This is a genomic window from Nonlabens sp. (assembly GCF_051251825.1).
Classification (GTDB): Bacteria; Bacteroidota; Bacteroidia; order Flavobacteriales; family Flavobacteriaceae; genus Nonlabens.
Window position 1 is genome coordinate 398,448 of record NZ_JBPOGG010000002.1, and the last position, 23,978, is coordinate 422,425.

Annotated in this window: 22 protein-coding genes; 4 read left to right on the forward strand and 18 right to left on the reverse strand. The window is 36.6% G+C overall.

Annotated elements, in window-relative coordinates; translation table 11 throughout:
- Nucleotides 1–2: 2 nt before the first annotated feature.
- Nucleotides 3–596 (reverse strand): hypothetical protein, encoded by a 594-nt coding sequence (locus ACSHWW_RS04135; protein ID WP_435681148.1) that lies wholly within the window; start codon nt 594–596, stop codon nt 3–5.
- A gap of 45 nt (nt 597–641) precedes the next feature.
- Nucleotides 642–3,350 (reverse strand): AsmA family protein, encoded by a 2,709-nt coding sequence (locus ACSHWW_RS04140; RefSeq protein ID WP_435681149.1) that lies wholly within the window; start codon nt 3,348–3,350, stop codon nt 642–644.
- 254 nt (nt 3,351–3,604) lie between these two features.
- On the opposite strand from ACSHWW_RS04140, the gene folK reads away from it, so the two are divergent.
- On the forward strand, nt 3,605–4,714 hold the full coding sequence (folK, locus tag ACSHWW_RS04145) for a 2-amino-4-hydroxy-6-hydroxymethyldihydropteridine diphosphokinase (protein WP_435681150.1): 1,110 nt from the start codon (nt 3,605–3,607) through the stop codon (nt 4,712–4,714).
- On the opposite strand, the gene ACSHWW_RS04150 is transcribed toward folK, so the two are convergent.
- From ACSHWW_RS04150 to ACSHWW_RS04160, 3 genes are all read right to left on the reverse strand, one after another.
- On the reverse strand, nt 4,711–5,235 hold the full coding sequence (locus ACSHWW_RS04150) for an RNA methyltransferase (RefSeq protein WP_435681151.1): 525 nt from the start codon (nt 5,233–5,235) through the stop codon (nt 4,711–4,713). The genes folK and ACSHWW_RS04150 overlap by 4 nt on opposite strands.
- Nucleotides 5,236–5,375: 140 nt before the next feature.
- On the reverse strand, nt 5,376–6,377 hold the full coding sequence (locus ACSHWW_RS04155; RefSeq protein WP_435681152.1) for a PorP/SprF family type IX secretion system membrane protein: 1,002 nt from the start codon (nt 6,375–6,377) through the stop codon (nt 5,376–5,378).
- A gap of 12 nt (nt 6,378–6,389) precedes the next feature.
- Complete coding sequence (locus tag ACSHWW_RS04160) at nt 6,390–10,253, reverse strand: choice-of-anchor L domain-containing protein (RefSeq protein ID WP_435681153.1); 3,864 nt, start codon at nt 10,251–10,253, stop codon at nt 6,390–6,392.
- A gap of 145 nt (nt 10,254–10,398) precedes the next feature.
- Between ACSHWW_RS04160 and ACSHWW_RS04165 the strand changes: the two genes are divergently transcribed.
- From ACSHWW_RS04165 to ACSHWW_RS04175, 3 genes are all read left to right on the forward strand, one after another.
- Nucleotides 10,399–11,307: a NifU family protein gene (locus tag ACSHWW_RS04165; RefSeq protein ID WP_435681154.1), complete on the forward strand. Its 909-nt coding sequence runs from the start codon at nt 10,399–10,401 to the stop codon at nt 11,305–11,307.
- Between the two features lie 57 nt (nt 11,308–11,364).
- Nucleotides 11,365–11,565 (forward strand): dodecin family protein, encoded by a 201-nt coding sequence (locus ACSHWW_RS04170; RefSeq protein ID WP_042286596.1) that lies wholly within the window; start codon nt 11,365–11,367, stop codon nt 11,563–11,565.
- A 91-nt stretch (nt 11,566–11,656) separates the two neighbouring features.
- Entirely contained in the window at nt 11,657–12,358 is a 702-nt protein-coding gene (locus ACSHWW_RS04175) for a hypothetical protein (protein WP_435681155.1), read from the forward strand.
- Between the two features lie 12 nt (nt 12,359–12,370).
- Here ACSHWW_RS04175 and tsaB read toward each other — a convergent pair whose 3' ends face one another.
- From tsaB to ACSHWW_RS04240, 13 genes are all read right to left on the reverse strand, one after another.
- Nucleotides 12,371–13,057, reverse strand: a complete 687-nt coding sequence (gene tsaB / locus ACSHWW_RS04180) for a tRNA (adenosine(37)-N6)-threonylcarbamoyltransferase complex dimerization subunit type 1 TsaB (protein ID WP_435681156.1) — start codon at nt 13,055–13,057, stop codon at nt 12,371–12,373.
- Between the two features lies 1 nt (nt 13,058).
- The gene (locus ACSHWW_RS04185) at nt 13,059–14,330 is read right to left on the reverse strand and encodes an efflux RND transporter periplasmic adaptor subunit (protein ID WP_435681157.1); all 1,272 of its coding nucleotides are present in this window, start codon (nt 14,328–14,330) and stop codon (nt 13,059–13,061) included.
- A 4-nt stretch (nt 14,331–14,334) separates the two neighbouring features.
- Entirely contained in the window at nt 14,335–15,771 is a 1,437-nt protein-coding gene (locus tag ACSHWW_RS04190; protein WP_435681158.1) for a TolC family protein, read from the reverse strand.
- A gap of 58 nt (nt 15,772–15,829) precedes the next feature.
- On the reverse strand, nt 15,830–16,999 hold the full coding sequence (locus tag ACSHWW_RS04195; protein ID WP_435681159.1) for an efflux RND transporter periplasmic adaptor subunit: 1,170 nt from the start codon (nt 16,997–16,999) through the stop codon (nt 15,830–15,832).
- Between the two features lie 16 nt (nt 17,000–17,015).
- Nucleotides 17,016–18,275 carry an ABC transporter permease gene (locus ACSHWW_RS04200; protein ID WP_435681160.1) on the reverse strand — a complete coding sequence of 420 codons (1,260 nt, stop codon included), beginning with the start codon at nt 18,273–18,275 and terminating at the stop codon, nt 17,016–17,018.
- 1 nt (nt 18,276) lies between these two features.
- Nucleotides 18,277–19,524 (reverse strand): ABC transporter permease, encoded by a 1,248-nt coding sequence (locus ACSHWW_RS04205; protein ID WP_435681161.1) that lies wholly within the window; start codon nt 19,522–19,524, stop codon nt 18,277–18,279.
- Nucleotides 19,517–20,218, reverse strand: coding sequence for an ABC transporter ATP-binding protein (locus ACSHWW_RS04210; protein WP_435681162.1), 702 nt, complete (start codon nt 20,216–20,218; stop codon nt 19,517–19,519). The genes ACSHWW_RS04205 and ACSHWW_RS04210 overlap by 8 nt, the downstream gene beginning before the upstream one ends.
- An 86-nt stretch (nt 20,219–20,304) precedes the next feature.
- Entirely contained in the window at nt 20,305–20,529 is a 225-nt protein-coding gene (locus tag ACSHWW_RS04215) for a hypothetical protein (RefSeq protein ID WP_435681163.1), read from the reverse strand.
- Nucleotides 20,530–20,532: 3 nt separating this feature from the next.
- Nucleotides 20,533–21,060 (reverse strand): DUF420 domain-containing protein, encoded by a 528-nt coding sequence (locus tag ACSHWW_RS04220; RefSeq protein WP_435681164.1) that lies wholly within the window; start codon nt 21,058–21,060, stop codon nt 20,533–20,535.
- Nucleotides 21,061–21,062: 2 nt separating this feature from the next.
- Nucleotides 21,063–21,764: an SCO family protein gene (locus ACSHWW_RS04225; RefSeq protein WP_435681165.1), complete on the reverse strand. Its 702-nt coding sequence runs from the start codon at nt 21,762–21,764 to the stop codon at nt 21,063–21,065.
- Nucleotides 21,757–22,461, reverse strand: coding sequence for a membrane or secreted protein (locus ACSHWW_RS04230; RefSeq protein WP_435681166.1), 705 nt, complete (start codon nt 22,459–22,461; stop codon nt 21,757–21,759). The genes ACSHWW_RS04225 and ACSHWW_RS04230 overlap by 8 nt, the downstream gene beginning before the upstream one ends.
- A gap of 58 nt (nt 22,462–22,519) precedes the next feature.
- Entirely contained in the window at nt 22,520–22,927 is a 408-nt protein-coding gene (locus tag ACSHWW_RS04235; protein WP_435681167.1) for a cytochrome C oxidase subunit IV family protein, read from the reverse strand.
- Between the two features lie 17 nt (nt 22,928–22,944).
- Entirely contained in the window at nt 22,945–23,943 is a 999-nt protein-coding gene (locus ACSHWW_RS04240; RefSeq protein ID WP_435681168.1) for a cytochrome c oxidase subunit 3, read from the reverse strand.
- Between the last annotated feature and the right edge of the window lie 35 nt (nt 23,944–23,978).

A 23,978-nucleotide genomic window follows, 5' to 3' on the forward strand; every position in this document is an offset into this window, starting at 1 on the left:
GATTAAGGCTGAACCGTAAAACCATAATGAGGAGCATCTACTCCACTGTAAGCATTGCTGTAAAGCTCCAAATTTGTTGAGTTTCCATACATCCCATAGCTCATAATGTAGCCTTGTTGAGAACTGTTGCTTTTCAATTTGTAATTACCAGCTTCTTTTAAAACGATCCCAAATCGGTGCTCAAAACGATCTGTCTCTCTGGTGGTGCTCAGGTAAAAACGCTCATATTCAAACATGGTAGCTCCGGTAACTGGAACTATATTTTCTGGCGCCACGTTAATCCTTACATCATCTCCAAACTGTGTTTCTTTTTCTAGCGTAAGACTGAAGTTAAAAACATCGTTAGGATTTAATCCTTCAACATCCTCAATGGATCGTAAACTGTTGTTTTCCATAAATTCAAATGGAATAGTCGTACTTATGAAAATAGTGTCATTTACTTGAAATCCGTTAGGGTTAGTTTCAAAAACCGTAGCGTCATCAACCGTTCCCTGAATATTGAGATAATAACTATCTTCTTCTCCGCAGCCACACATGGACGCACACAAGAGCATACTACCTAAAAGAGTTCTCGTAAATAAGACTGATAAATTCATAAGGTGATTTTACTATAGATGCAGGTTTATGATAAGCGTTGCGTGTTATTTCTTCTTTTTAAATAAATTATTGAGAATGTTTCCTGCTGCTTCTTTAACCTTAGTTTCTGCCTCTTCTTTTACTTGTCCTACGGCTGTGGTATCCTTAGGCTTAGCAACTGCAGTAGAATCTTTAACCTGAGTTTGCGTGGAATCTTTAGGCTTTTTGTTTCCATTTATGGCATCTTTAATGCCGCTCAATGGATTTTTTCCACCTAGAATATCAGTTACTGCATCGTTTAATGTTTCTTCTCCTTTTTCTTTTAATCGAGCTTTTTGAATTTCCACGATTTGGTTCGTCAGATTCTTAACAGCCATATCCAAGTTCAAATCTATTTTAGGAGCCATAAAGGATCCAGCTAATTGTACAGGAATAGGAACAGATATTTTATCAATGTCATCATTTTCAAGTTTAGCAAGTAGTGAAGCTCCTTCTTTACCAAAATATTTTGCAGGAACGTTAAGATCGAGTGTATAACTCATATCATTAGTTAAGCTATGAGAACCACTAGCAGTTACTTTAATATCTTTAATATTAAAATCAAATGGAGTTACTTGAACCGCTCCATCTTTAAAAGTAAGTTTAGTCACTAAATCAGATAATTTTAAATCATCTAAGTTTATAAAACTCAACTTATCGTCCAGCTTTGCGATGAGTGGCGCTTTACTTCTATCAATTTCTTGCGTTAATAATTGCGCAATTGCGTCTCCTGCAAGACTACTTATAATTGGTGTTAAGTCATTATTGAGCTGACCATTTAAATTAATCTCTGTGTTGATCTTACCTTTTAAGGCTTGAATGAGCGGCACTAATTTCTGGAACATTTCAAAACCTTCAAAAGATTGTGCAATATCAAGATCATTCATATCTAGCGCCATATTGAATAAAGGCGTTTCACCTTTTGTAGATACAGATCCATTGAGTCCTATGTTTCCATTAAATATTTCAGTCGTAGTATTATTAAGAGTAAGCGTTTCATCTCTTACTAGCGCGATTCCTTTTACATTTTTAAGCTTCAAATTATCATAAAGCACTGTGTTTGCATTAAAAGTCAAATCTGCATTCAAGAATGATGGAATTTTAATGGCTTCTTCAGGAGTTGTAGTTGTAGTTGTTTTGGATTTTTGCACGGCAGTAGGTTCCACGTCTGCCATGAAATCTGAGGTGTCAAACTGATTAGAATCTACTTTAAAACTTCCTTTCAAGTCTTGGTCTTTAAATAGAAAACCCATGAGGTTGTTAATAGTTCCGTTTGCCTCAAAATCTGTGTTTCCAGTTTTGGCCTTAAAGTTATCTAGCTTGATTCTAGTATTATTAAGGTCTAGGTCTGCTCGTTCTATATTCAACGGCTTTTTTAAATCTGCACTTGCATAGGTAAAGTTTGTTAAGCTAGCTGTTCCTTTAGTATTGATATTTTCATAGCGTTCTTTTTCTACGCTGTTCATATCAAACTTGGTTTGCACATCTGCAACCAGCGTACCATCTAGATTCATGTCTTCTCCCATAGGAAAAGCCTTGGATAAATTACCTAGATTCAACGTTCCATCGAGGTTTAAATCTACCAGCATATTAGTAGTTAAGTTTCTGATCAACGCATTTCCTTGCAGTCGATCTTGACCTATATTAAAGGCTACATTTCCTATCTTGACATAAGTATCTTCAGCAATTCCAGTCGTGTTTTTAATTTGAGTATCGATGTTGATTTTAGTAACGCTCTGAGGTAAATCTGGATACTTAAAAGATGCGTTTTTAGAACTTATATTGATATCGAGTTTAGGAATATGGACATCATCCACCATTCCGTTAATGATACCATTTACTGTAAAATCACCAGTGGTAGTCATGCCGTCTAGGTTTTTACGATAAACCTCTGGAATCACAGCAAAGAAGTTTTTAAAATCTGAACTAGGTGTTTTAAAAGCAAGATCGACCATAGTTCCTTCTTCCAGTAACTGCACACTACCATCCAGATTCAACTTTAAATCATTTATTAAAGCTTCGTTTTCTTGTAACGTGTACTTCTGATTTGCTAAATCCATTAAGATTTTTGCATCGAGTTTTACATCTTGCCCAGATAGATATTCTATATCATCAAGTCCATAAAACACTTGTGCAGTTGTCTCTGTATCTAGAGTGCTATTTGCAAGTGAGAAATCTCCAGTTCCAGAATGTGTTAAGTTTTTTAATCGCAATTTATTTTTAGTCGCAACATCTTCATAGCTGAAATCAGAATCGTTAATCTCATAATGATTCAAATCAAAGCTGAAACCGCTCGTCGTATCCTGTGGTTGAGTGGCTACGGTAGTAGAATCTGCCTTTGCAATATCCCAGCTCGCTTTACCGTCGGCATTAACCTTAAGTCTGGAGATGGCATTATTCACTATCAACTCATTCACATGAATAGGATCAGACGCATCATTAAATAAATCACCTATAGGCAAGTCTAATTTCACTTCTTTTCCATAGAACAAGGTATCGCCCAGAAATGGTTCTTTATTTATGATAGAAAGCCCATCAATAGATAAACGAGCATCTGGAAAAGCTCTGAAAAGGCTTAAATCCACCTCAGCAAACTCTACTTGAGCATCAAGTGCACCGTTAAGTTTATTTTTTATGATTGCGGCAATTTGATCTTTAAACAGAAATGGTGCTGCAGCAACGAGCACAACAACCGCTAGTAAAAAGACTCCTAATATTTTAAATACTTTTTTCATTTATCAAATTTAATTTCCTGTGTAATTGCAATAACTACAACTTAACGATATGAAAACAAAAAAGGTGCTAATAAACTGTGAAAGTATGTGCATCACAAGATTAATAAAAATCACAAGCGCGATCAACTCAAAAAACCAGTTCATCTCAACTCTTAAAGAGTTTTCATATTAATGTAAAAGTAGCTTTTAGGCTGCGTATAATTTCTTAATTTGCTGCAAAATTTTAAGACATCACTCTAAATCATAACCATAAGATGTTCATTGCGTTAGGCAGTAATTTAGGAGACCGTAAAAGTCACCTTCTTACCGCTGCAAGCCTTATAGAGAATCAGCTAGGATTGATTATTAATACGGCTCCTGTATATGAAGTCCCAGCGGCTGGTTTTAACGGTGGAGATTTTTTAAATACTTGCATTCTCGTTCATAGTAATAAAACGGCTCAAGAATCTATTACCATTTTACAGCACATAGAACGTGAAATGGGACGTGTTCCTAGAACAAGCGATACTTATGAAGACCGCACCATTGATCTTGATATCCTTCTCTATGATGATGAAATTATAGAAACTGACCAACTTCAAGTTCCACATCCTAGAATGGAACAGCGTCATTTTGTGATGCAACCGCTAGCCGCTATTGCTGGAAAATTAGAACATCCAGTCTTAAAAAAGAGCATGAAAGATATTGCTAGCTCGCTAGAATCTCTAGATGCTGTTAGTGATTTTGAAATTCCGCTTTCGCGAAAGCGTTTCCCCATAACCAATCTCAACTTTATAGCGATTGAGGGAAATATAGGTTCTGGAAAAACCAGTTTATCGCATAAAATTGCAGAGGATTTTAATGGAAAACAAGTGCTGGAACGATTTGCAGACAATCCTTTTTTACCACTATTTTATGAAGATACCGAGCGGTATGCATTCCCACTAGAAATGTCCTTTCTTGCAGACCGCTATCAACAACTTAGTGATGACGTGGCACAGCACGATCTCTTTTCGGAATTCACAGTGGCAGATTATTACGTGATTAAATCGCTGATATTTAGCAAAATAACGCTTGAAAAGCAAGAATACGCTTTATATAAAAGACTCTTTAATATGATGTATAAAGAACTGGTAAAACCAGATTTATACATTTACCTCTACCAGACCGAAGATCGATTGCTGGAAAATATTAAAAAACGAGGTCGTGATTATGAGCAGAATATTGAGGCAAGTTATCTTTCTCAGATTCAACAAGGCTATGCTGATTTTATAAGATCTCAACAAGATTTAAAAATCAAAGTTATTGATGTAACTGATCTTGATTTTGTAAATAATCAGGCAGATTATTTGAAGGTGCTGGAGCAAATTGCTCAGGCACTTTAAGGTTTCAATTTATAAAACAAGTCATAAATCACTATCCCAGTGCATACTGAGATGTTGAGCGAGTGCTTAGTACCATACTGCTCAAGTTCAATGACTTTACTGCAAGCATTTACTACATCTTGCTGCACGCCTTTCACTTCATTTCCCATGATTATGGCAACTTTTCCTTCAGGCTTGAAACTATGCAGCGCTACAGAATCCTCTGCTTGCTCAATAGCACAAGTGATCACGCCTTGCTCATTGAGTTCTTGAACAACTTCTAGAGTATGCTCACGATATTCCCATTCTACCGTTTCAGTAGCTCCTAGAGCCGTTTTCCTGATGTCTTTATGCGGCGGCTGCGCAGTGATTCCACATAGATATATCTTCTCAATACGATAAGCATCTGCCGTGCGGAATACGGAACCGATATTATTCAAACTACGCACATTATCTAAAATTATGATGAGTGGTGTTTTCTCGCTTTCGCGGAAGCGGTTAACAGATAATCGATCTAATTCTTCATTCAATAATTTTCTCATAAAGATTTTTAAGAAATAATAAAAACCAAAAAAAGGACTGTTCTCACAGTCCTTTTTTAATAAATAATCTAGACATTAAATAGTTCTCGATCTGCCTTTGCCGGCAGGCTACGCTCAAACAATTTTAAATGTCAATAGTGTTATAAGTTCACCGCAGGACAGTTACAACTCCATCTGTCTTTAGTACAAAGGAAATCGATACCTAAAGTAATCTGGTGGAATCCACCGCTTGCAAATTTAATATCACCAAACTGGTAACTATACGTGTAAGCAAATGTGAAATTCTTGTGTTTTATACCCAATAATGGAGATAGTAATGATAGGTTTTGCTCTTGAATACTTGTTCCATCCACATACTCTGCACCGTCAAAACTCTGGCGGTAAGAAGCTCCTAGATATAAAACGCTGTTATCGTTAAGGTCGTAATATGCTTTTGCATTGAAATCCATGAACTGCTCTTCTGTACGGTCTGTACGTTGATACAATACTGATGGTTCCCATTGCCACTTAGAATTACGTGGAGCAAATAAATATCCTAATGTTGCGATGTAACGACGCTGGTTTGTACTTTCAAAACCTTCGGAATAAATCTCACGGTTCTGGAAAATGGCATTCTTTACCGTTAAGTGTGCATAAAATTCCTTGTAGAAGTATGATGCACCAAAATCAACATTAAAGTAAGAGTCTGACCTCAATACTCCTGTGATAATAGGATCAAAATCTGTAAGGTCAAAGTCTGACTCATCAAGTCTACTCTGAACTAATCCTACATTTACACCAAATGAAAGTCTATTTAAATCTTCATATCCACCACCTACTTGTAAGTGATAAGCATAAGATAAATATCCACCTGTCTGTGAGTGATATCCATTTTTATCATTAAAAAGGATGGCACCTATACCACTGTTCTGACCTATTGCGGTGTTGAAACTAAGTGTTTGTAAGTTAGGAGCATCTTCCTGATCGAACCATTGTTGTCTAACAGTTGATCTTACTTTACCACAACTAGCGGCACCTGCCATGGATGGATGTAACAAATAATAGTTATCTGTTAAATAGTCCAGGTAAACTGGCACACCTTCTTGAGCTAACGCAAACTGACTGCTAAAAGCTACTGCCAGTACTATTAAAATTTTTCTCATGTTCTATTAAATCTATCTCTTTAACGCAAAATGACCGCCAAATGTTTTACTGCTTCCATTTTCTATATATTCAACTTGGAACCAATAATCTGATGAAGGTAGCGGTTGCCCGTTAAAAATTCCATCCCATCCTGGTCCATCAGGATTCATTTGCTTAAGCAATTTTCCGTATCGGTCAAATATATAAATTTTTGTAGTAGGTTCATCGTTTATTCCAATGATGTTCCAAGTATCGTGATATCCATCGTTGTTAGGCGTGAAATATCGTGGATAACCGATGACATCTACTGGCACTTCAACGGTATTACAACCATCTAAATCTTGAATAAAAACGGTATGTGGACCTGGACTTACATCGTTAAAGAACCCATTATATTGCCATGGACCGTCATCTACACTAAAAATATATTGCGTTGCAGGACCATTTGCAAAGGCTTCAATCCTATGAATTTCATCAAAATATCGAGTTGTTACAGTAGCTCCAAAGTTATCTGGCGGACCTAATTGTCTCACCTCAGTCGTTTGTGAACTGCTGCAACTTGTGGCAGAATTTGTAACTGTAACCGTGTACATTCCTACTGCAGTTGCGGTAAGTGTTGCTCCAGTTTCAGAAGGTAACGTCACATTATCAAGTGACCAGCTGAAATTTAATCCTGCTGCAGATAAAGAAGTATCCAGTGTAGGTGGAGAATTATCAGTACTTAAAATGTTTCCATTTTCATCCAGACATAAATAATACAAATCAAACAGTTGAGGAACCGGAACCTCATTTACTATAATGTCAAAACTTGTTGTATTAAAACAACCGGTAACATTCTCAACTCTTACATAAATAGTTTGCGTAGTTGAAGAATTATCAAAACTCGTCGGGTTTCCTATGGCATTTGAACTGCTATCAGCATCGGCTTGTGAGTTGTGATAGGTTAAGGTGATTCCAGATTGTCCATTAAGAATGGTTGCTTCATTATCTGTAAGATTAAAAGTCTCTACCAGATCTCCTGTATTATTATCATCACATAAAATAATCGCTTGTGCTGTTGCAGCCTGTGGTGCATCGATTACCTCAAGGTCTAGCGTTGTAAAGTTTTCACATCCAGTAGTATCATTTTCAACCACAACAAACAGCGTTTGCGGATTCACCGTATTTGTAAAAGAACCCGTCAACTCATTCATTCTATTGTCAGCATCGAGCTGTGTGGCATAATAGAAAACGGTAACACCAGATGTTCCACCGGTGATTTCGTTATCTTTTGTAGAAAGATCAAATGCTGTAAAACCATCAATCGTATTATCATCACATAAGTCATATAATGATGGTGCCGTTACCACAGGTAAATCGTTTACTATTAAATCAAAACTAGTGTCTGTATTGAAACAAGTGGTCGTGTTATTCTCAAGTCTTATAAAAATAGTCTGAGGATTTGAAGTATTATCAAATGCTGCTGGATTCATAATTGCCGCTAGATTCATATCGGCATCGTTTTGAGAAGTGTGGTAGCTTATTGTTACATCTGCAAAGTTTTGTGAACCTGTAATGGTTCCAGCAACCGCTGTTAAATCAAAAGTCTCTGTGCCATCTCCTGGATTATTATCATCACATAACTCTAGGTTTGCAGGCGCTGTTGCTGCGACTGGAGTTTCATTTAATATCAAGTCAAATGTTATCGTGTCATCAAAACAAGTGTCGTTCTGATCATTTTCTAATCTCACAAAAATAGTTTGTGGAGACGTCGTGTTTGAAAACATATCTGGTAATGATCCGGTATTTGCGGCAGCATCTCCAGCAGTTGGGTGAAATGTAACTATAAACGACGCTGGATTATTTGCTCCTATAATATCACTGCGCACTTGTGATAAGTCATACACCTCAGTTCCATCATTAGTCGCATCATCACACAATACCAGATCCGTTGTAGCATTTGCAACTGGCTGCTGATTCACTACAAGATTAAAAGTTCCCGTACTTACACAGTTTCCTATCGTGTTTTCTAGACGTACAAAAACAACTTCGGGATTTGAAACATTTGCATATCCATTAGGTAATGGGTTTGCACCTATGTCTGCATCCATTTGAGAGCTGTGATAACTTACTGCTACGTTAGCCTGTCCGTTTAAAATTTCTGTGTCTTTATCGCTTAAAGCGAAAATCGTTGTGTTAGCATCAATAGTGCTACAACCTACAAAATCTGTAATCGTAGGAACTACTGGAGTAGGATTAAGAATTAAATCAAAACTCGCGGTATCGTAACAACTCGTATCTGTAATCAATTCTACACGTCCGTAGATAGTTTCTGGCGACGTAGTATTAGTATAAATAGGACCTATCGCTCCAGTTCCTGCATCAGCATCTGCTTGTGATAAATGGTAGGTAATATTTACAGATCCAGCAGCATTAGTTCCTGCCATGTCTGCATCTTGTGTGCTTAGATCAAAGTCAAATAACCCATCATTATCTACATCACAAGCGATCATATCCATAGGAGTTCCTGCCGTAATGTTTGAAATGATTAAATCAAACGGCTCAATAGAAGCACAACCAAAAGTATTCTCTGACACACGAGCATATACCGTTTGAGGATTAACTGTGTTAGTATAAGCAGCAGGATTAGGAATAGGATTTATTCCAGCTTCAGCATCAGTTTGCGATTCGTGATAAGTGACTATGTGATTTGCAGGATTGAGTGCTCCTAGGACTTCGGGAGTTTTTGAAGACAAATCAAACACTGCTGATCCACCAGTGCCACAGGCTTGCATATCTGTAGGTGTAGTTGAGGCAGGACTTGTGAATTCTAGAAATACACTAGCAATCGTACTACAAGTAGCTGTATAATTAATGTTTACAGAATAATTACCAGTTGTAGTTGCTGTGTAGGTAGCATTTGTTGCACCAGCAATAGGCACCGCATTACGATTCCACTGGTAACTCAAAGCCGCTCCAGCTACTGATGCATCAAGTGTATAAGTATCTCCTTCACATAAAGGGTTTCCACCTACTAGCGTACGATCTAGACCTAGATCAGCTCCTACATCAAAACTACCACCAGCGATGAATACTGCGGAGTCGTAGATTTGATCAGTCGCATCGGCTATTACTAATTTAATGTTATAATTTCTATTTGTTATTACTGTACTTTCAGCTCTAAAAATTTTAGTTTGACCATTAAATTGAATTGGACTACTTGCCGCAGGTGAACCTACATTAGGAATAAATGCACCAAACGTATGGTTTAATAAATTATACTGTCCAAAAAATGTTGGATTTACCGGATTACAAGTGGCTGATGCCGGAGGATTACGCACAGTAGTCACTTGAATAGGGCTTGTTGTCCCAGGTACAATAGCAAGATTAGTAACCGTTCCAGTAATTGTATCTGTCAATATAAAAGCAAAAGCATCAGAAAAAGAACATTCAAAGTCGCCATTGTATTCTTCACTAGCAAATAAAAATTCAAAAGATATAAATCCAGCCTGTGGCACAAAATCAAAAGAAAGCCAAGTAACATCAGAATAAGTAGCTGCAGGCGAACCTGCCGCGGCCATTGCGGCAACTAAGTCTGGATCTGATGGAGTTCCAATAGTGTCTCCAGAATCAACATTATCATTGGGTCCAGCCGCATTTAATGCGTTTCCAGTAGATAAAATAATACCTTCTCGAATAGGAAATCCAGAAAAATTATGAGTAAAATAAGCGATACCGTTTTGATTTGCAGCAGCTCCTGTGCTCCAAGCAATATTCCTTACGCCAGCACAAGTACTGTTTACCAAGACGTCTTCAACTAATTCTGTATTTGTATAAGTGGTATTATCTACTATAATTTGAGCCTCAACTTGAGTATAAAAAAGAAGGAGTGTTATTATGAGGAAAGCTTTTTTCATTTCATCTATGCTTAAAAGAAAGTAAATATATGGTTTTAAGAATAACTTAACGATGGAATCATAGCACTATCAATAGAAACAATCATTTCTATGAGCAACTATCTATGGAGCGCATCGTATCTTTGTAATCTATAATAGAATTATCATGAATCCACATATTATTACCATTACTCCTACTACAAATGAGTCGATCATAAAATTTGAGAGTAATCATTTTCTAGTAAAAAACGAAAGCTACGAGTTCAAAAACATAGATGAGGCAAAACCATCTCCACTGGCACAACAATTATTCTATTTACCATTTGTAAAAACGGTTTATATCACTCAAAATTTTATCGCCATAGAACGCTATGATATCATTGAGTGGAGTGACGTGCAAGAAGAAGTAAAAGAACAAATTGAAAATTACCTCAACAGTGATGCACCATTATTAAATGTAGAAAGCACTCAAAAGAAAATTCCCGTAACTGTGTATGCAGAGGCTACTCCTAACCCAGCGGTTATGAAATTTGTTGCAAACAAGAAGTTAGTCGTAAACAGCACAGAATTCAAGTCTGTAGCAGATACGTTTGAGAACACACTCGCGCGTAAATTGTACAATTTCCCGTTTGTAAAAGAAATCTATGCCGACGAGAATTACATCTCTATTCAAAAGCATGATATCGCATCCTGGGATGAAGTGACTTTTGAGATTCGTTCTTTTATTAAAGAAGCGATTGAAAGTGGCGCTGTAGTAGGTGATTCAAAACATGAAGTTGGAACAGTAAAAAAAGAAGGAGAAAATATAGAGCTGCCTAAATTTGAGAATCTAGATGATGTTTCAAAAAAGGTCGTTGAAATCCTAGATGAGTATATCAAACCAGCCGTTGCTAGTGATGGTGGTAATATCGTATTTGACAGTTATAATGAAGAAACTAAAGAAGTGCGAGTGATTTTACAAGGAGCTTGCAGTGGATGTCCATCTTCAACTATGACGCTGAAAAGTGGTATAGAAACCATGCTACGTGATATGTTACCAGGTAAAGTAGATCGTGTGATGGCGATTAATGGGTAAGAATTAGCTTTTTATTGCTTATCTTTTCCTCTTAAATTAATTTATAAAATAAATATTATGGCAATCTTAAAAGTAATCGAAGTATTAGCAAATAGTGATAATAGCTGGGAAGAAGCTACAAACAAAGCAGTAGAGCACGCATCAAAAAGTGTAAAAAACATACGCTCAGTTTATGTAAACGAGCAAAGTGCACAAGTAAAAGACGGAAAAGTATCTGAATACCGTGTGAATGTTAAAATCACATTTGAGGTTAAATAACCTAAAAATTAATCTTTGAGGTTATTTCATACACATCTTACCTTATGGTATAATATTTGAAGTGTTTTACTTAACTTTAAAAACCATTATTATGAAAACAATTAAAATTTTAGCATTAGCAGTATTTGCTGTTCAATTTGCTAGCGGTCAGTCTAGTCTAACAGTTGATGATTTAGACTTATATCAAAATCAAAATGTTAGAATAGGAACGAAATCATTTTCTGATGATGTTGAAGGTTCACCTTATTATACAGAAGAATTTGTGCTTGCAAGCATGTCTATGGATGGTGCTGAGTCTAGCGGTAATGCATATGTGAGATATGATATCTACTCAGACGTTATGGAAATCGCTTCATTAAAAGATGGTAGCGATAAAAGTTTTGCAATGCAAGATTCACGTATTACAATTGACTTTGGCGATAAAACTTTCCGTTACATGACTTTTTCTAGAAATGGAAATGAAGTGAGTGGTTATCTAGAAATTCTTACTGAAACCAATGGTCAAACTCTAGCGGTAAGACACAGTAAAGAGGTTAAAACTACTGAACTTACTGGAGCTTCAGGATATCAGAGACAAAAGCCACCACGTTTTGCAGACACTATTGAGTTTTTTCTAATAGATGCCGATGGAAAAGCTGTGAAGTTTGAAAATCACAAAAAGAAAATCCTTAAAGGTTTAACTGACGATAAAGCAAAACAAGTTAAACAGTACATCAAAGAGAATAAAATCAAATTTGATGACTCTTACAGAGGTTTAATAGCTGTTGCAAAATATTATAGTGAACTATCGTAAGCGACAACTTTATCAACCAGCCTTAAATTCCTTAAGGTAAAAAGGTTCAAAATAAGCGACATCTACGGTGTCGCTTTTTTTATGCTTTGCCATTGCGATATCGCACATGGTTAAAGCTGTAGGATTTGAGGTGATGTAATTATGAGCCGTGTCGTTAATGAGTTTCTCAAGTTTATCTACTCCAGTTCCTATGAATGTGGTGGATACGCTTTCGCGAAAGCGTAAAAAATCATCATCATCAAGTATAACAGCTGCTGGCTTTTCTACAAGATCTTTCCCTTTATAAACTGCAGCATACACTTCCATGCGCCTGGCGTCTAACATAGCAATCGTGTAATCAGATGATGTGCTGTCCTGTAAACTTAAAGCCTCGAGAGTGCTCACCGCAATCATGGGAATATCAAGGGCATAACACATCCCTTTTACACTCGCCACACCTATGCGCAAACCTGTATAAGATCCAGGTCCTTCACTAACTGCAATTGCATCTAGATCTTGAACCGTAAGGTTATTGCGTTTTAATATAGTATCCATAAAGACGTGTAAACGCTCTCCATGAGAATAGTTATCACTATTATCCTCTAGAAGATCTATACAATGTTGAATTCCGTAAGGGTTTTCAAAGGCATTACCAGTATCACTAGCAAGCGCCACAGAACAGTTTGTAGAAGACGTTTCTACGCACAGGATTAAAGCCATGTTACTCTTCGTCTTTATCTGTTACCGCTTCCTTTTTAGTATTGATCAGATCTCCTGTTTTCAATTCTTTAGTAACCGTGCGGTAAGGACCGGTGATAATTTCTTCACCTTCTTTAAGACCTGTAAGAATCACGATGTTTTTATCGTCTTGAATTCCAGTTGTCACGACACGTAATTTTGCTTTGTCACCAGATTTTATATAAACACATTCAAATTTCTCTGCGTCTAGCTCAATGTCTGCACGTTTTTTATTCTCAGTGGTGTCGTTTTTAATAACGATAGAACTAATAGGCACAGCAATAGCGTCTTTCTTTTCACGAGTGATGATGTCAACTGTAGCCGTCATACCAGGTTTGAAAGGACTATAATTATCTGGTTTACCTTCTGTAAGATCTGTGTAAGACTCTGGAAGAATTCTCACTTTTACTTTAAAATTAGTTACCTGATCTGCTGTCAACTGCCCACTAGCAGTGTTTGCGATCTCAGTAACAGATCCTTCAAATTTCTTTTTTAAATAAGCATCAACCTCAACGACTGCTTTATCACCTACTGCGATTTTAACGATGTCGTTCTCATTAACATCTACCTCTACTTCCATTTGAGAAAGGTCTGCAACGCGTAGTAGTTCTGTACCAGCCATTTGTTGTGTACCTACCACTCGTTCTCCTAATTCTACTGCCAGTAAAGAAATAGTTCCCGTCATAGGAGCAAAAATACTCGTACGACCTAAGTTATCTGATGCTTCATTAACTGTTGCACCAGCACTTTGCACTGTAAAATATGCAGATCTTTCTTGAGCTTTGGCACGTTCATAAGCGGCAAGCGCTGTATCAAAATCTGATTGAGAAATCACTCCTTTTTCAAAAAGGGTAGCACTACGACCATAATTTGCTTTAGCCTCTACGAGAGATGCTTTTGCTTGCTCGTAACCAGCCTTAGAATTTGCAAGTCCTGCACGAGAACGACTCACACTAGATTGTAATAAATCTGGATTGATACGTGCTAGAAGATCACCTTTCTTAACAGCTTGCCCTTCACGGATAGGAAGTTCAATAATCTCACCAGGAACCTCAGGAGAAATACTTACCTCAAGTTCTGGTTTAATTTTTCCCGTTGCGCTTACCGTTTCAATAACATCCATTTTTTCAATGGTCATTACTTCCACTCGTTTACCTTTTTCTCCACCACCTATAAAACCAGCAGACTTGAGACCGAAATACCCAACGGCTCCTACTACCAGTAATACTAATATGATAATTAATGTTTTTTTCATGGAATTAGAATTTTAAATCTTCAGGTGCGATTCCAGTGAATAGCTCAAGAACTTTAAGTTTAAATATGTAATCGTATTTACTACGTAGTAAATTACTTTGCGCGTTTGTCCATTGTGCTTGAGATTGATTGAAATCAAATGCATTCATCAACCCTACATTATATCGTTCCTGTGCATATTCATAAGCAAGCTCACGAGCACTTAATGCCTTTTGAGCACTTTCATAAGTTAATCTAGAGCCTTGCGCATCATTATAAGCTTGATAGATGTTTTGTTTCAAATCTAATTTAGCTTGGGTTTCTTGTAGCAAGTTATTCTCTACGTTCAACTTACTTCTCTTCACATTATTTGTGACAGACCAACCATTGAAAATAGGTACTGATAAACTAAGTCCATAAGATATACCATCGTTTCTAGATAACTGGTCAAAGAAAGGATCTGGATTACCTATAGTTGTAGAGAAATTAGGTGCAACTACAGACTGGTTAGTACCTTCCACTATTCCTATTTGACGGGTAGGATTGTTAGGATCCAAGAAAGAGTTAAAACTACCTTGACCTGATTCACGTGTGTTATAATTAATAAACGCGTTTAACGTAGGCATTCTTGAAGACTTAGCAATTTTCAAGTCTTGCTCTGCTAGTGCGGTATTTTGCTCTGCGATTTTGATTTCGTAACGGTTTTCAGTTGCTGCGGCATAAATCCCGTCAGCACCTTGATCTAGAATAAAGGCACTCGGATCATCTAAGTCTGGATCTGCAATGTCAAAAAATTTAAAATCTTCAAGATTTAAAATTTGTGCTAGCGTAATGCGAGAAATGACGATATTATTTTGTGCAGCAAGGATTTGTTGTTCTTCATTTGCAAACGTGGCTTGAACCTCAAGAACATCTCCACGTGGAAGCGAACCAGCATCAACCAGTTGTTGAGTTTGCTCTAATTGTTTTCTAGTAACCTCATGTTGTGTTTCAAGTTGCTTTAAATTTTCCTTATTAAAAAGAACATTTAAATAACTATTTGCAACGTTAAGAAGAATATTATCTTCTAGCTGTTCAGCATTATATTGAGAAGCAAGAATACTCATTTTTGCGCGCTGTAAACGATACTGATTACGCATTCCAGCAAATAAGGTCACTCCAGAGCTTATTCCATAAGAAGAGTTACGAGTGGTTTGTGTTTGTAGAACTCCAGTAACTACGTTTTGAGTTAAACCTGTATTCCAGGAATTACTCGCACTCGCATTAAGAGAAGGGATAAATGCTCCTATAGCATCTTTCTTATCCAGTTCTGCTTGAGCGATATTAATATCAGCTTGTTTGATGTTGATATTGTTTTGTATTGCGTAGTCCACGCACTCTTGAAGTGTCCATTGTTTTGTTTGTTGCGCTTTCGCGAAAGCGAAACTCAAAACAGCAATACTACAAATGATAAATTTTTTCATCCTCATAATTTCCTATATGATATATGTGTATGTTTTTATTGAAATGTTACAAAAAAGTTTAACCGCCGTATCCACCGCGTCCTGTCGGAGCTTTTAAGGCATTCCAAACTTTAATGTCTTCACCTTCTTTCACACCAGAAAGCACCTCAACGTTTATTCCATTACTCAATCCTAGTTCAACATCACGTCGTTCAAATTGTTGATCGCCTGTTGCAACTTCTACAAATGGTTTTTGAGTTTTAGGATCATACTGCACGAGTGCTTCTTTAATACTTAATACAGAATCTCTTCTATCTAGAATAATACTCGCGTTTGCACTTAAACCAGCTCTTATAAATGTGGAGTCTTGTGCTTGTTTTAAGGTTCCTTTAATCTCAAATTGAATGGCACCATTCTCTGCAATACCTTTAGGCGCAACGTAGTCTAGTACAGCATCAAATTTCTTATTATCAAATGCTCCTACAGTAATTTCTAGTGGCAAGCCTTCTTTAATTTTCCCTACTTCGCTTTCATCAACCTTACCTTCAAAAATCATTTTATTTACGTCGGCAATAACGGCGATAGAAGTTCCTTCATTAAAGTTGTTTGCTTCAATAACCTGGTTTCCTTCTTTTACAGGAACATCGAGTACCATTCCAGAAACTGTCGCACGTATAGATGTTTGTGCATAATTCCCTAAACCAGCTGTAGTACCAGTTCTTATGATATCATAATTTTGTTGTGCACTAGTAAGGTTTACTTGCTCTTGCTTGTAACGTTGTTGTGCATTGTTATAAGCGTTTTGCGCAAGGTCAAACTCGTTTGCAGCGATAACTCCTTTATCAAATAGCGTCTTTTGTCTATCATAAATCGCTTTCTGATTATCTCGAGCAAGTCTTGCTGTTTCTACAGAGGTTCTTGCACCAGCAATATTATTTTTGGCATTTGTTAAAGAAGACACATTAGGCACCACTTTAATATCTGCAATAAGATCACCTGCTTTTACAAAATCTCCTGCTTCCACGTGAATTTTATCAATTACTCCAGATATATTAGGTTTGATATTCACTTCTTCCTTAGGAACAATACTACCGGTGGCTACCGTTTCTTTAATAATAGTTTGCTTAGAAGGCTGCTCTGTGGTGTAAGTAACTGGATCTGCTTGATCCTTTTGCCATATGTAATATATTCCAGCTGCTGCAAGTAATACAATGACTAATAAAGTAATTACGGTTCCTGTACGTTTCATTATAATTGGTTCGTTTTTATTCTGTTCTTAATGCGTCTACTGGTTTCATAGTAGTAGCTCTTGATGCTGGTATAAATCCAGCGAGTAATCCTGAAATGGTTAATATGATTAATGCAATGATGACTACCGTGATATTCACTGAAGGATTTGCAAAATTTTCAACGGGACCACTCAGACTGAGTAAATAATTCATGACCCATATCAATCCAGCTGCAAAGGCTATTCCTGCTAATCCTGATATCAAGGTTAATACAATAGATTCTTGTAAAATTTGTGCTTTAATGTTCCATGGAGTAGCTCCTAATGCACGTCGCACACCTATTTCGTTAGTACGTTCTTTTACTACAATTAACATGATATTGCTGATTCCAATTCCTCCGGAAAGTAGCACGAGTGCACCTACCACGTATCCTACCAGTGACAACACATCAAACAAACCTGTAAAACGCGCAAACATCTCAGCACGATCAAAGTTACCTATTGCTCGTTGATCATCTGGATGCACGCCTCGCTGATCTCTCATAATGGAGAGAATTTGTTCTTTTAAACTAGTAATGGTAACTTCATCATTTGCAGTAATAGCCATCCATCCTACATTATCTGCAGTATTGAAAGCCTTACCAAATGTCGTAAACGGAATAAAAATAGTATTAGCTTCTTCTTCACTATCGCCTTGAGTATTTGGGTTTTGAAAAACACCGACTACTTTAAAGTTCACGCCTTGAAGTTGAATATAAGTTCCTATAGGCTCTTCACCTATATCATATAAAGATTTTACAACGTCAGTTCCTATAACCGCGCTTTTCATTTCTTTTTGGATATCAGAATAGTTGAGCCATCTTCCTTTAATAATATCCATGTATTGTTGATAGATATACTCTGGATAATCACCATTAACTTGAAAAGCTCCAGTTTTCTCATTACGTGAAACATTATTTGCACCGCGATAACCACCTAATTGTAATCGAGGAGAAACATATTTGAGCTGTGGTAATTTTTCTTTAAGCACTTTAACGTCTGCAAGCTTGAATTGCACACGACGACCTTTATTCATTCCTTTATATGCCATTGAAGTACTTTGTCCCCACATGAACATAGAGTTTGTAGCGCTGTTTGCAAAGTTTGCTGTCGCTCCATTCTTTAGACCGTTAGTTAAAGCGAGCAGTGCTACCAGAATAAAGATTCCCCAGAATACTCCAAACGCCGTTAACAGCGTTCTCAATTTATTTGCATTGAGCGCTTCTATAATTTCGTTCCATCGATCTCTACTAAACATATTATTCGTCTCTTAAGGCATCAATAGGTTTAATATTTGCTGCTCTTCTAGCTGGAATAAATCCTGCCAGCGCACCCGACACTACTAATATAATTACGGTTGTAATTGAGGTTGTAAAATCTACTTTAGGGTTTTTAATAAAATCCATCTCTATATTAGGGCCTACTAGCTCTAATATTCCTACTCCTAAAAACAACCCTATTAATCCTGCTATACTTGTAATGAAAATAGATTCTTGAAGCACCATAATTATAATTTCGCTAGGCAATGCTCCAAGCGCTTTTCTTATACCTATTTCTTTGGTACGCTCTTTTACCACGATCAACATAATATTACCTACACCTACTACACCAGCTATAATAGTACCTATTCCTATAAACCAAAACACACCTCTAATAGTGTCTATTAAGCTATAAATCTTTTGAGCTTCTTCAAGCGTATCATCTACTCTCACCGCTATACGATCATCTGGTGCTACACTAAATCTTGTTCTTAAATCCTGATCTATTGCCTGAGAAAGCGCTGCACTCATAGAGACGGCTTCATCAAAATTATCGGCCATTTTAACGGTATAAGCAATACGATTGATGTTTTCTCCAGCGTTAAATACTTTTTGTGCTGTAGTCATAGGAATAAAAAGTCTAGACTCTTCTCTTGTTCCACCTGGATCTGTGTAAACTCCTACTACCGTAAAGTTGATGTTATTGTTGAGCAGAATAGTCTCACCTATAGGGTCTGAATCTGGAAATAAATCTTCCTTCATTTGATATCCTAGTATTCCAACTTTACGAGACTCATCAATATCTGATTGCGTTATGAAACGTCCTTGAGATAAAGTCGCGTTTTCAATAAGTTGCTGATCTGGAAAAGCACCTTCAATACGATAAGTACCTTGCTTCTCTTTATAGTTGATCTGTCCACCCCATGTGTTATAAAGGCTGGTCTTATACTCTATTTGATCTTCATACTTTCTATTAAGGTTCTCGTAGTCCTTATTAGTCATTTGTAATCTACGTCCAGGATTGAGTCCTTTAAAACCTTTGGTAGTCATTCTTGTACTTACCTGAATACGGTTAGTAGCATCTTGTTCAAATTGAGAACGCACACCATTTTCTATTCCTGAAGAAAATCCTAATAAGATTACAAGTATAAGTATTCCCGACGCTACTGAAAGGCTCGTCAAAAAAGTACGTAGTTTATTTTTACGTATAGTTTCAAATATTTCTTGCCAGCGCTCTATGTTAAACATATGAGCTTGCTTTTACTTGATTCACAAGAGTATCATCTATAATACGTCCATCCTTAAGGTTCACGATGCGTTTAGTCATTTCAGCTATATCCGGCTCGTGTGTTACGATAAGAATCGTTCTTCCTTCCTCATTAATTCCTTGGATAAGTTCCATTACTTCATAAGAAGTTTTGGTATCAAGAGCTCCTGTAGGCTCATCTGCGAGGAGAACTTTAGGGTCACTGGCAAGAGCTCTTGCTATAGCGACACGTTGTTTCTGTCCACCAGAAAGTTGATTAGGTAGATGATCTGCCCAGTCTGCAAGTCCTACTTTTTCAAGGTAATGCATGGCTTTTTCATCACGTTCTTTACGACCTACTTTTTGATAATATAAGGGCAACGCTACATTATCAATAGCGTTCTTATAATTAATCAAATTAAATGACTGAAATATAAATCCTAAAAATTTATTGCGGTATTGTGCTGCAATTTTTTCATTCAGGTTTTTAATAGGTGTATTATCTAGTGTATAAGAACCATGGTCTGCCTCATCTAGCATTCCTAGAATATTGAGCAACGTAGACTTTCCAGATCCTGACGAACCCATAATAGACACGAGTTCTCCTTCCTTAACAGAAAAATCGATTCCCTTAAGTACGTGTAATGAATTACTTCCTGTAGTATAGGATTTATGCAGGTCCTTTATCTCTATCATGGTTAGTGTTTCAAAACTGCCTCAAATGGAAACAGCTTAATTACTAAGACCCTAAAGTTCTATAGATGTTACAAGAAAGATTATAATTATTTGTTAATATGCTTCTTTTTTGTTGTAGAGCGATAGACTAAGTAGATAATCCCACCTACTAGTATATACGGGAAAATCATTAAATACACGATTCCGTCATTGAGGCCTTCGGCGGCTTTTGTATCTCCACCGCTTTCTATAACTGCTCGGCACATGGCACATTGCGCTTTCGCGAAAGCGGAATAAAGAAAACCTAACAGAAAAACAACTGACTTTTTCATACTTTAATAATATGGAAACATGAACAAATAAACGAGTACTCCTGTTATCGCCACATACATCCAGATAGGAAATGTCCAGCGCGCAATCTTTTTATGTTTTTGAAATTTTTGAGTCCACGCAAAATACATGGTGTATAATACTAATGGAAGTATGATTCCAGAAAGAACAATGTGCGTGAGTAGAATAAATAAATAAACAAATCGCAATGGAGCTTCTTCTGGATATGGTACTGGCTCGTTACTAATTTTAGAAATTACATAGCTCACTAAAAAAATAGCTGAAAGCACAAATGCAGTAGTCATCACTTTTCTGTGCGCTTGTTTATTTCCCTTTTTAATAAGTGTAAAACCCGTAAACAACAATAGAGCCGTCATTCCATTAATAACCGCATGGAATAAAGGGAATAATCCCGATTCTACATTCAGGAAATTGTAGCGCTCTGGCATGAACATCAATAAAACCACTACAAGTGGAACTATGATGGATAAAGTGATAATAATAGCAGGTCCTTTTTTTTCAAGCGTACTCATAATTACTTATTTAGAAGTGTTTGTGCGTCTTCAATGATTTCTTTTAATTGTGGTTCGAGATCAGTTCCAGCCACGCCATTATAAACCATCATCCAGTTACCATAAGCGTCTTTACGTGATCTGATGTTTCCTTCTCTATCTACCAGCGCAAAGTTACCGCTGTGCTCAAACTTGATTAAACTGTCCTGACTTTCTCCCACATAAGCACTGAATCCTTCTCGTGCCAGTTTAAAAGTTGCTTCATTATCACCACGCACAAAGTGCCATACACCATCTATGGCGTCGTGCCTGGTTGCATATTCTTTTAATACTTGTTGTGTATCATATTCTGGATCGATACTCACTGAGAGTATTTTAAAATCGCTATAATCTTTTAATTTCTCTTGAACTTTCTTCAAGTTATTACTCATAGGAGTACAAATGGTAGGACATGAGGTAAAGAAAAAATCTACGACGTATACTTTTCCCTTCATGGTTTCATTTGATATCGTGTCACCGTTTTGATCCACAAATTCAAATGCTGGTACAGTGTTAAATTTCTTCAGGAACTTGTCTGCTACTGGAGCACGATCTTCTGATCGATTGCTGTCTACTACTTTATCTTTATTTATGTAATGAATCACATTTGTCACTGCAAAGTATCCAAATATGATTATTATGATTCCTAATCCTATGTAATATGGAGTATCCTTAGATTTACTCATCTTTTTGAATTTTCTGGTCTCTATTCTTTTTAAATGCAAAACGATACTCAGCGAGCAAAACTCTCATATCGTCTATCATTCTTTTATTAAGTTGTGCAGCGGTTTTAGTGTTATAACCATAAACTACTCCATCTTCTTCTATTTCATCATCGTCTCTACCTCTCAAGTTGTTATTAACGTCTATTACAAACGCATAGTCTGAGGAAAGGTCATTATTAAGACGATCATTAGTTTTAAAGCTACTATAAAGGTCTTGCACTTGCTGATCAGTTCCTTTCAAGAAATGCCAGTCTTCTAGATCAGTGGTCTCAGCCATTTGTTCTAGGATTTGTTTAACATCATCAGCTCCAGATTCTGGAAGGATGCTGATCATTTGAAATGTATTAAAACCGTGAAATTTCTTGTAAATCTTTTCATTAAGATTTGATACATATCCTATTCTACCATAAGGATCTTTACCTAAAAATGTAATGATGGTCACACTATCCTTAAGTTGCGTTGCGGTTCCCTTTACGATTTTGAAATTATCGATTTCTTGAACATTCTCAGTCACCACAGGTAGTGTCTCAAAGTGATGCTCGCCATTTAAAAAGAATAGATAAGCTACTAGCGGCAAAGCAAACAAAACAATGATCACGAATTTTTTAGAAAACTCGCTGGTTTGTTTAATTCCTTCGGCCTGTGGGAAATCTGACATAATTGGGTATAAAAAAGGACGGAAAAACCGTCCTTAGTATTTTATGTATTAGTATGCACTAGAAGTCAAAGCTTACAGCTGCATTTTTATAAACTTCATAAATATAATCTCCTTCTACAAGTAGTATAGCAATTAGATAAATAATCAAGAATACTCCTGTCCATACCACAGCACGACGTAATCCACTTACCTCATCTCTCATGTGCATGAAATCCCAAGTAATGTAATATGCCTTAACTAATGTAAGGATGATAAATATCCAGTTTAATAATTTTAATCCTAACACATGTACATTCAACATATCTGGCTTTATATAACCTAATGCTACTTCTACAATTGTAATAAGTGATAGAAATATAAGAACACCCCAAATTTTTTGAGTGTTTGACTTGAATTTTACGAGACCTCTAAAGATCTCTAATTTATGCTCTGCGTGTGCGTTATGATGTGCTACGTGATCTGCCATTTTAATATCTTAAAAAATTATACTAGGTAAAAGAATGTAAATACAAATACCCATACTAAATCTACAAAGTGCCAGTAGAGACCTACTTTCTCCACCATTTCATAACTACCTCTTCTCTCATAAGTACCTAAAAGCACGTTAAAGAAAATGATCAAGTTAAATATCACTCCTGAGAATACGTGGAAACCGTGGAATCCAGTTATAAAGAAAAAGAAGTCTGCAAATAAAGGCGCTCCATATTCATTTTCAGTAAGGTTTGCACCTTCTACTACACCTACTGCTTGATTATTAATTTTAAACAGAGATTCTTCTCTAGACAATAATGTCTTGTGGGAAGCACCTGTTTCTTTATCAACTTGTAATACTTGTGTTCTAATTCTAAGGTCAGGATTTGCAGCAAAACCTTTTCTTACTTCATCAATAGTATAAGTGGCTCCTATAGGATCATCTGATTGATACCAGATACCTTCACTATCAGCAAGAGCATCTGCTGGACGCTCACCTACAGTTACAAATTCATTAAGAGCAACACGCTCACCATTTGCATCAGTAAATTGAAGTATTTTTCCTCCTTTAGTTTTTACAGCTCCGTACTCACCTTTGATGAAGTTTTTCCATTCCCAAGCTTGTGAGCCTACGAATATCAAACCACCTATTACGGTAAGTAATAAATAAAACGATACTTTTTTCTTATCCATGTGATGACCAGCATCCACAGCCAGAACCATAGTTACAGAAGAACCAATAAGAATAAATGTCATTAAAGCTACGTAGAACATAGGTGCATCAGTCCCGTGCATGAACGGAAAGTGATTAAAAACCTCGTCAGCGATAGGCCATTCTTCTATAAACTTAAATCTAGAGAAACCGTAAGCGGCAAGAAATCCTGAAAAGGTTAGTGCATCTGATAAGATGAAAAACCACATCATTAATTTACCATAACTAGCATTAAGTGGTCTTGATCCACCACCCCAAGTTTGTCCTTCGGTACCAGTAGGAGCTACTGTGTTATTCATAATCTTTTATTAAAAATAATGTCTTGCAAAAGTAC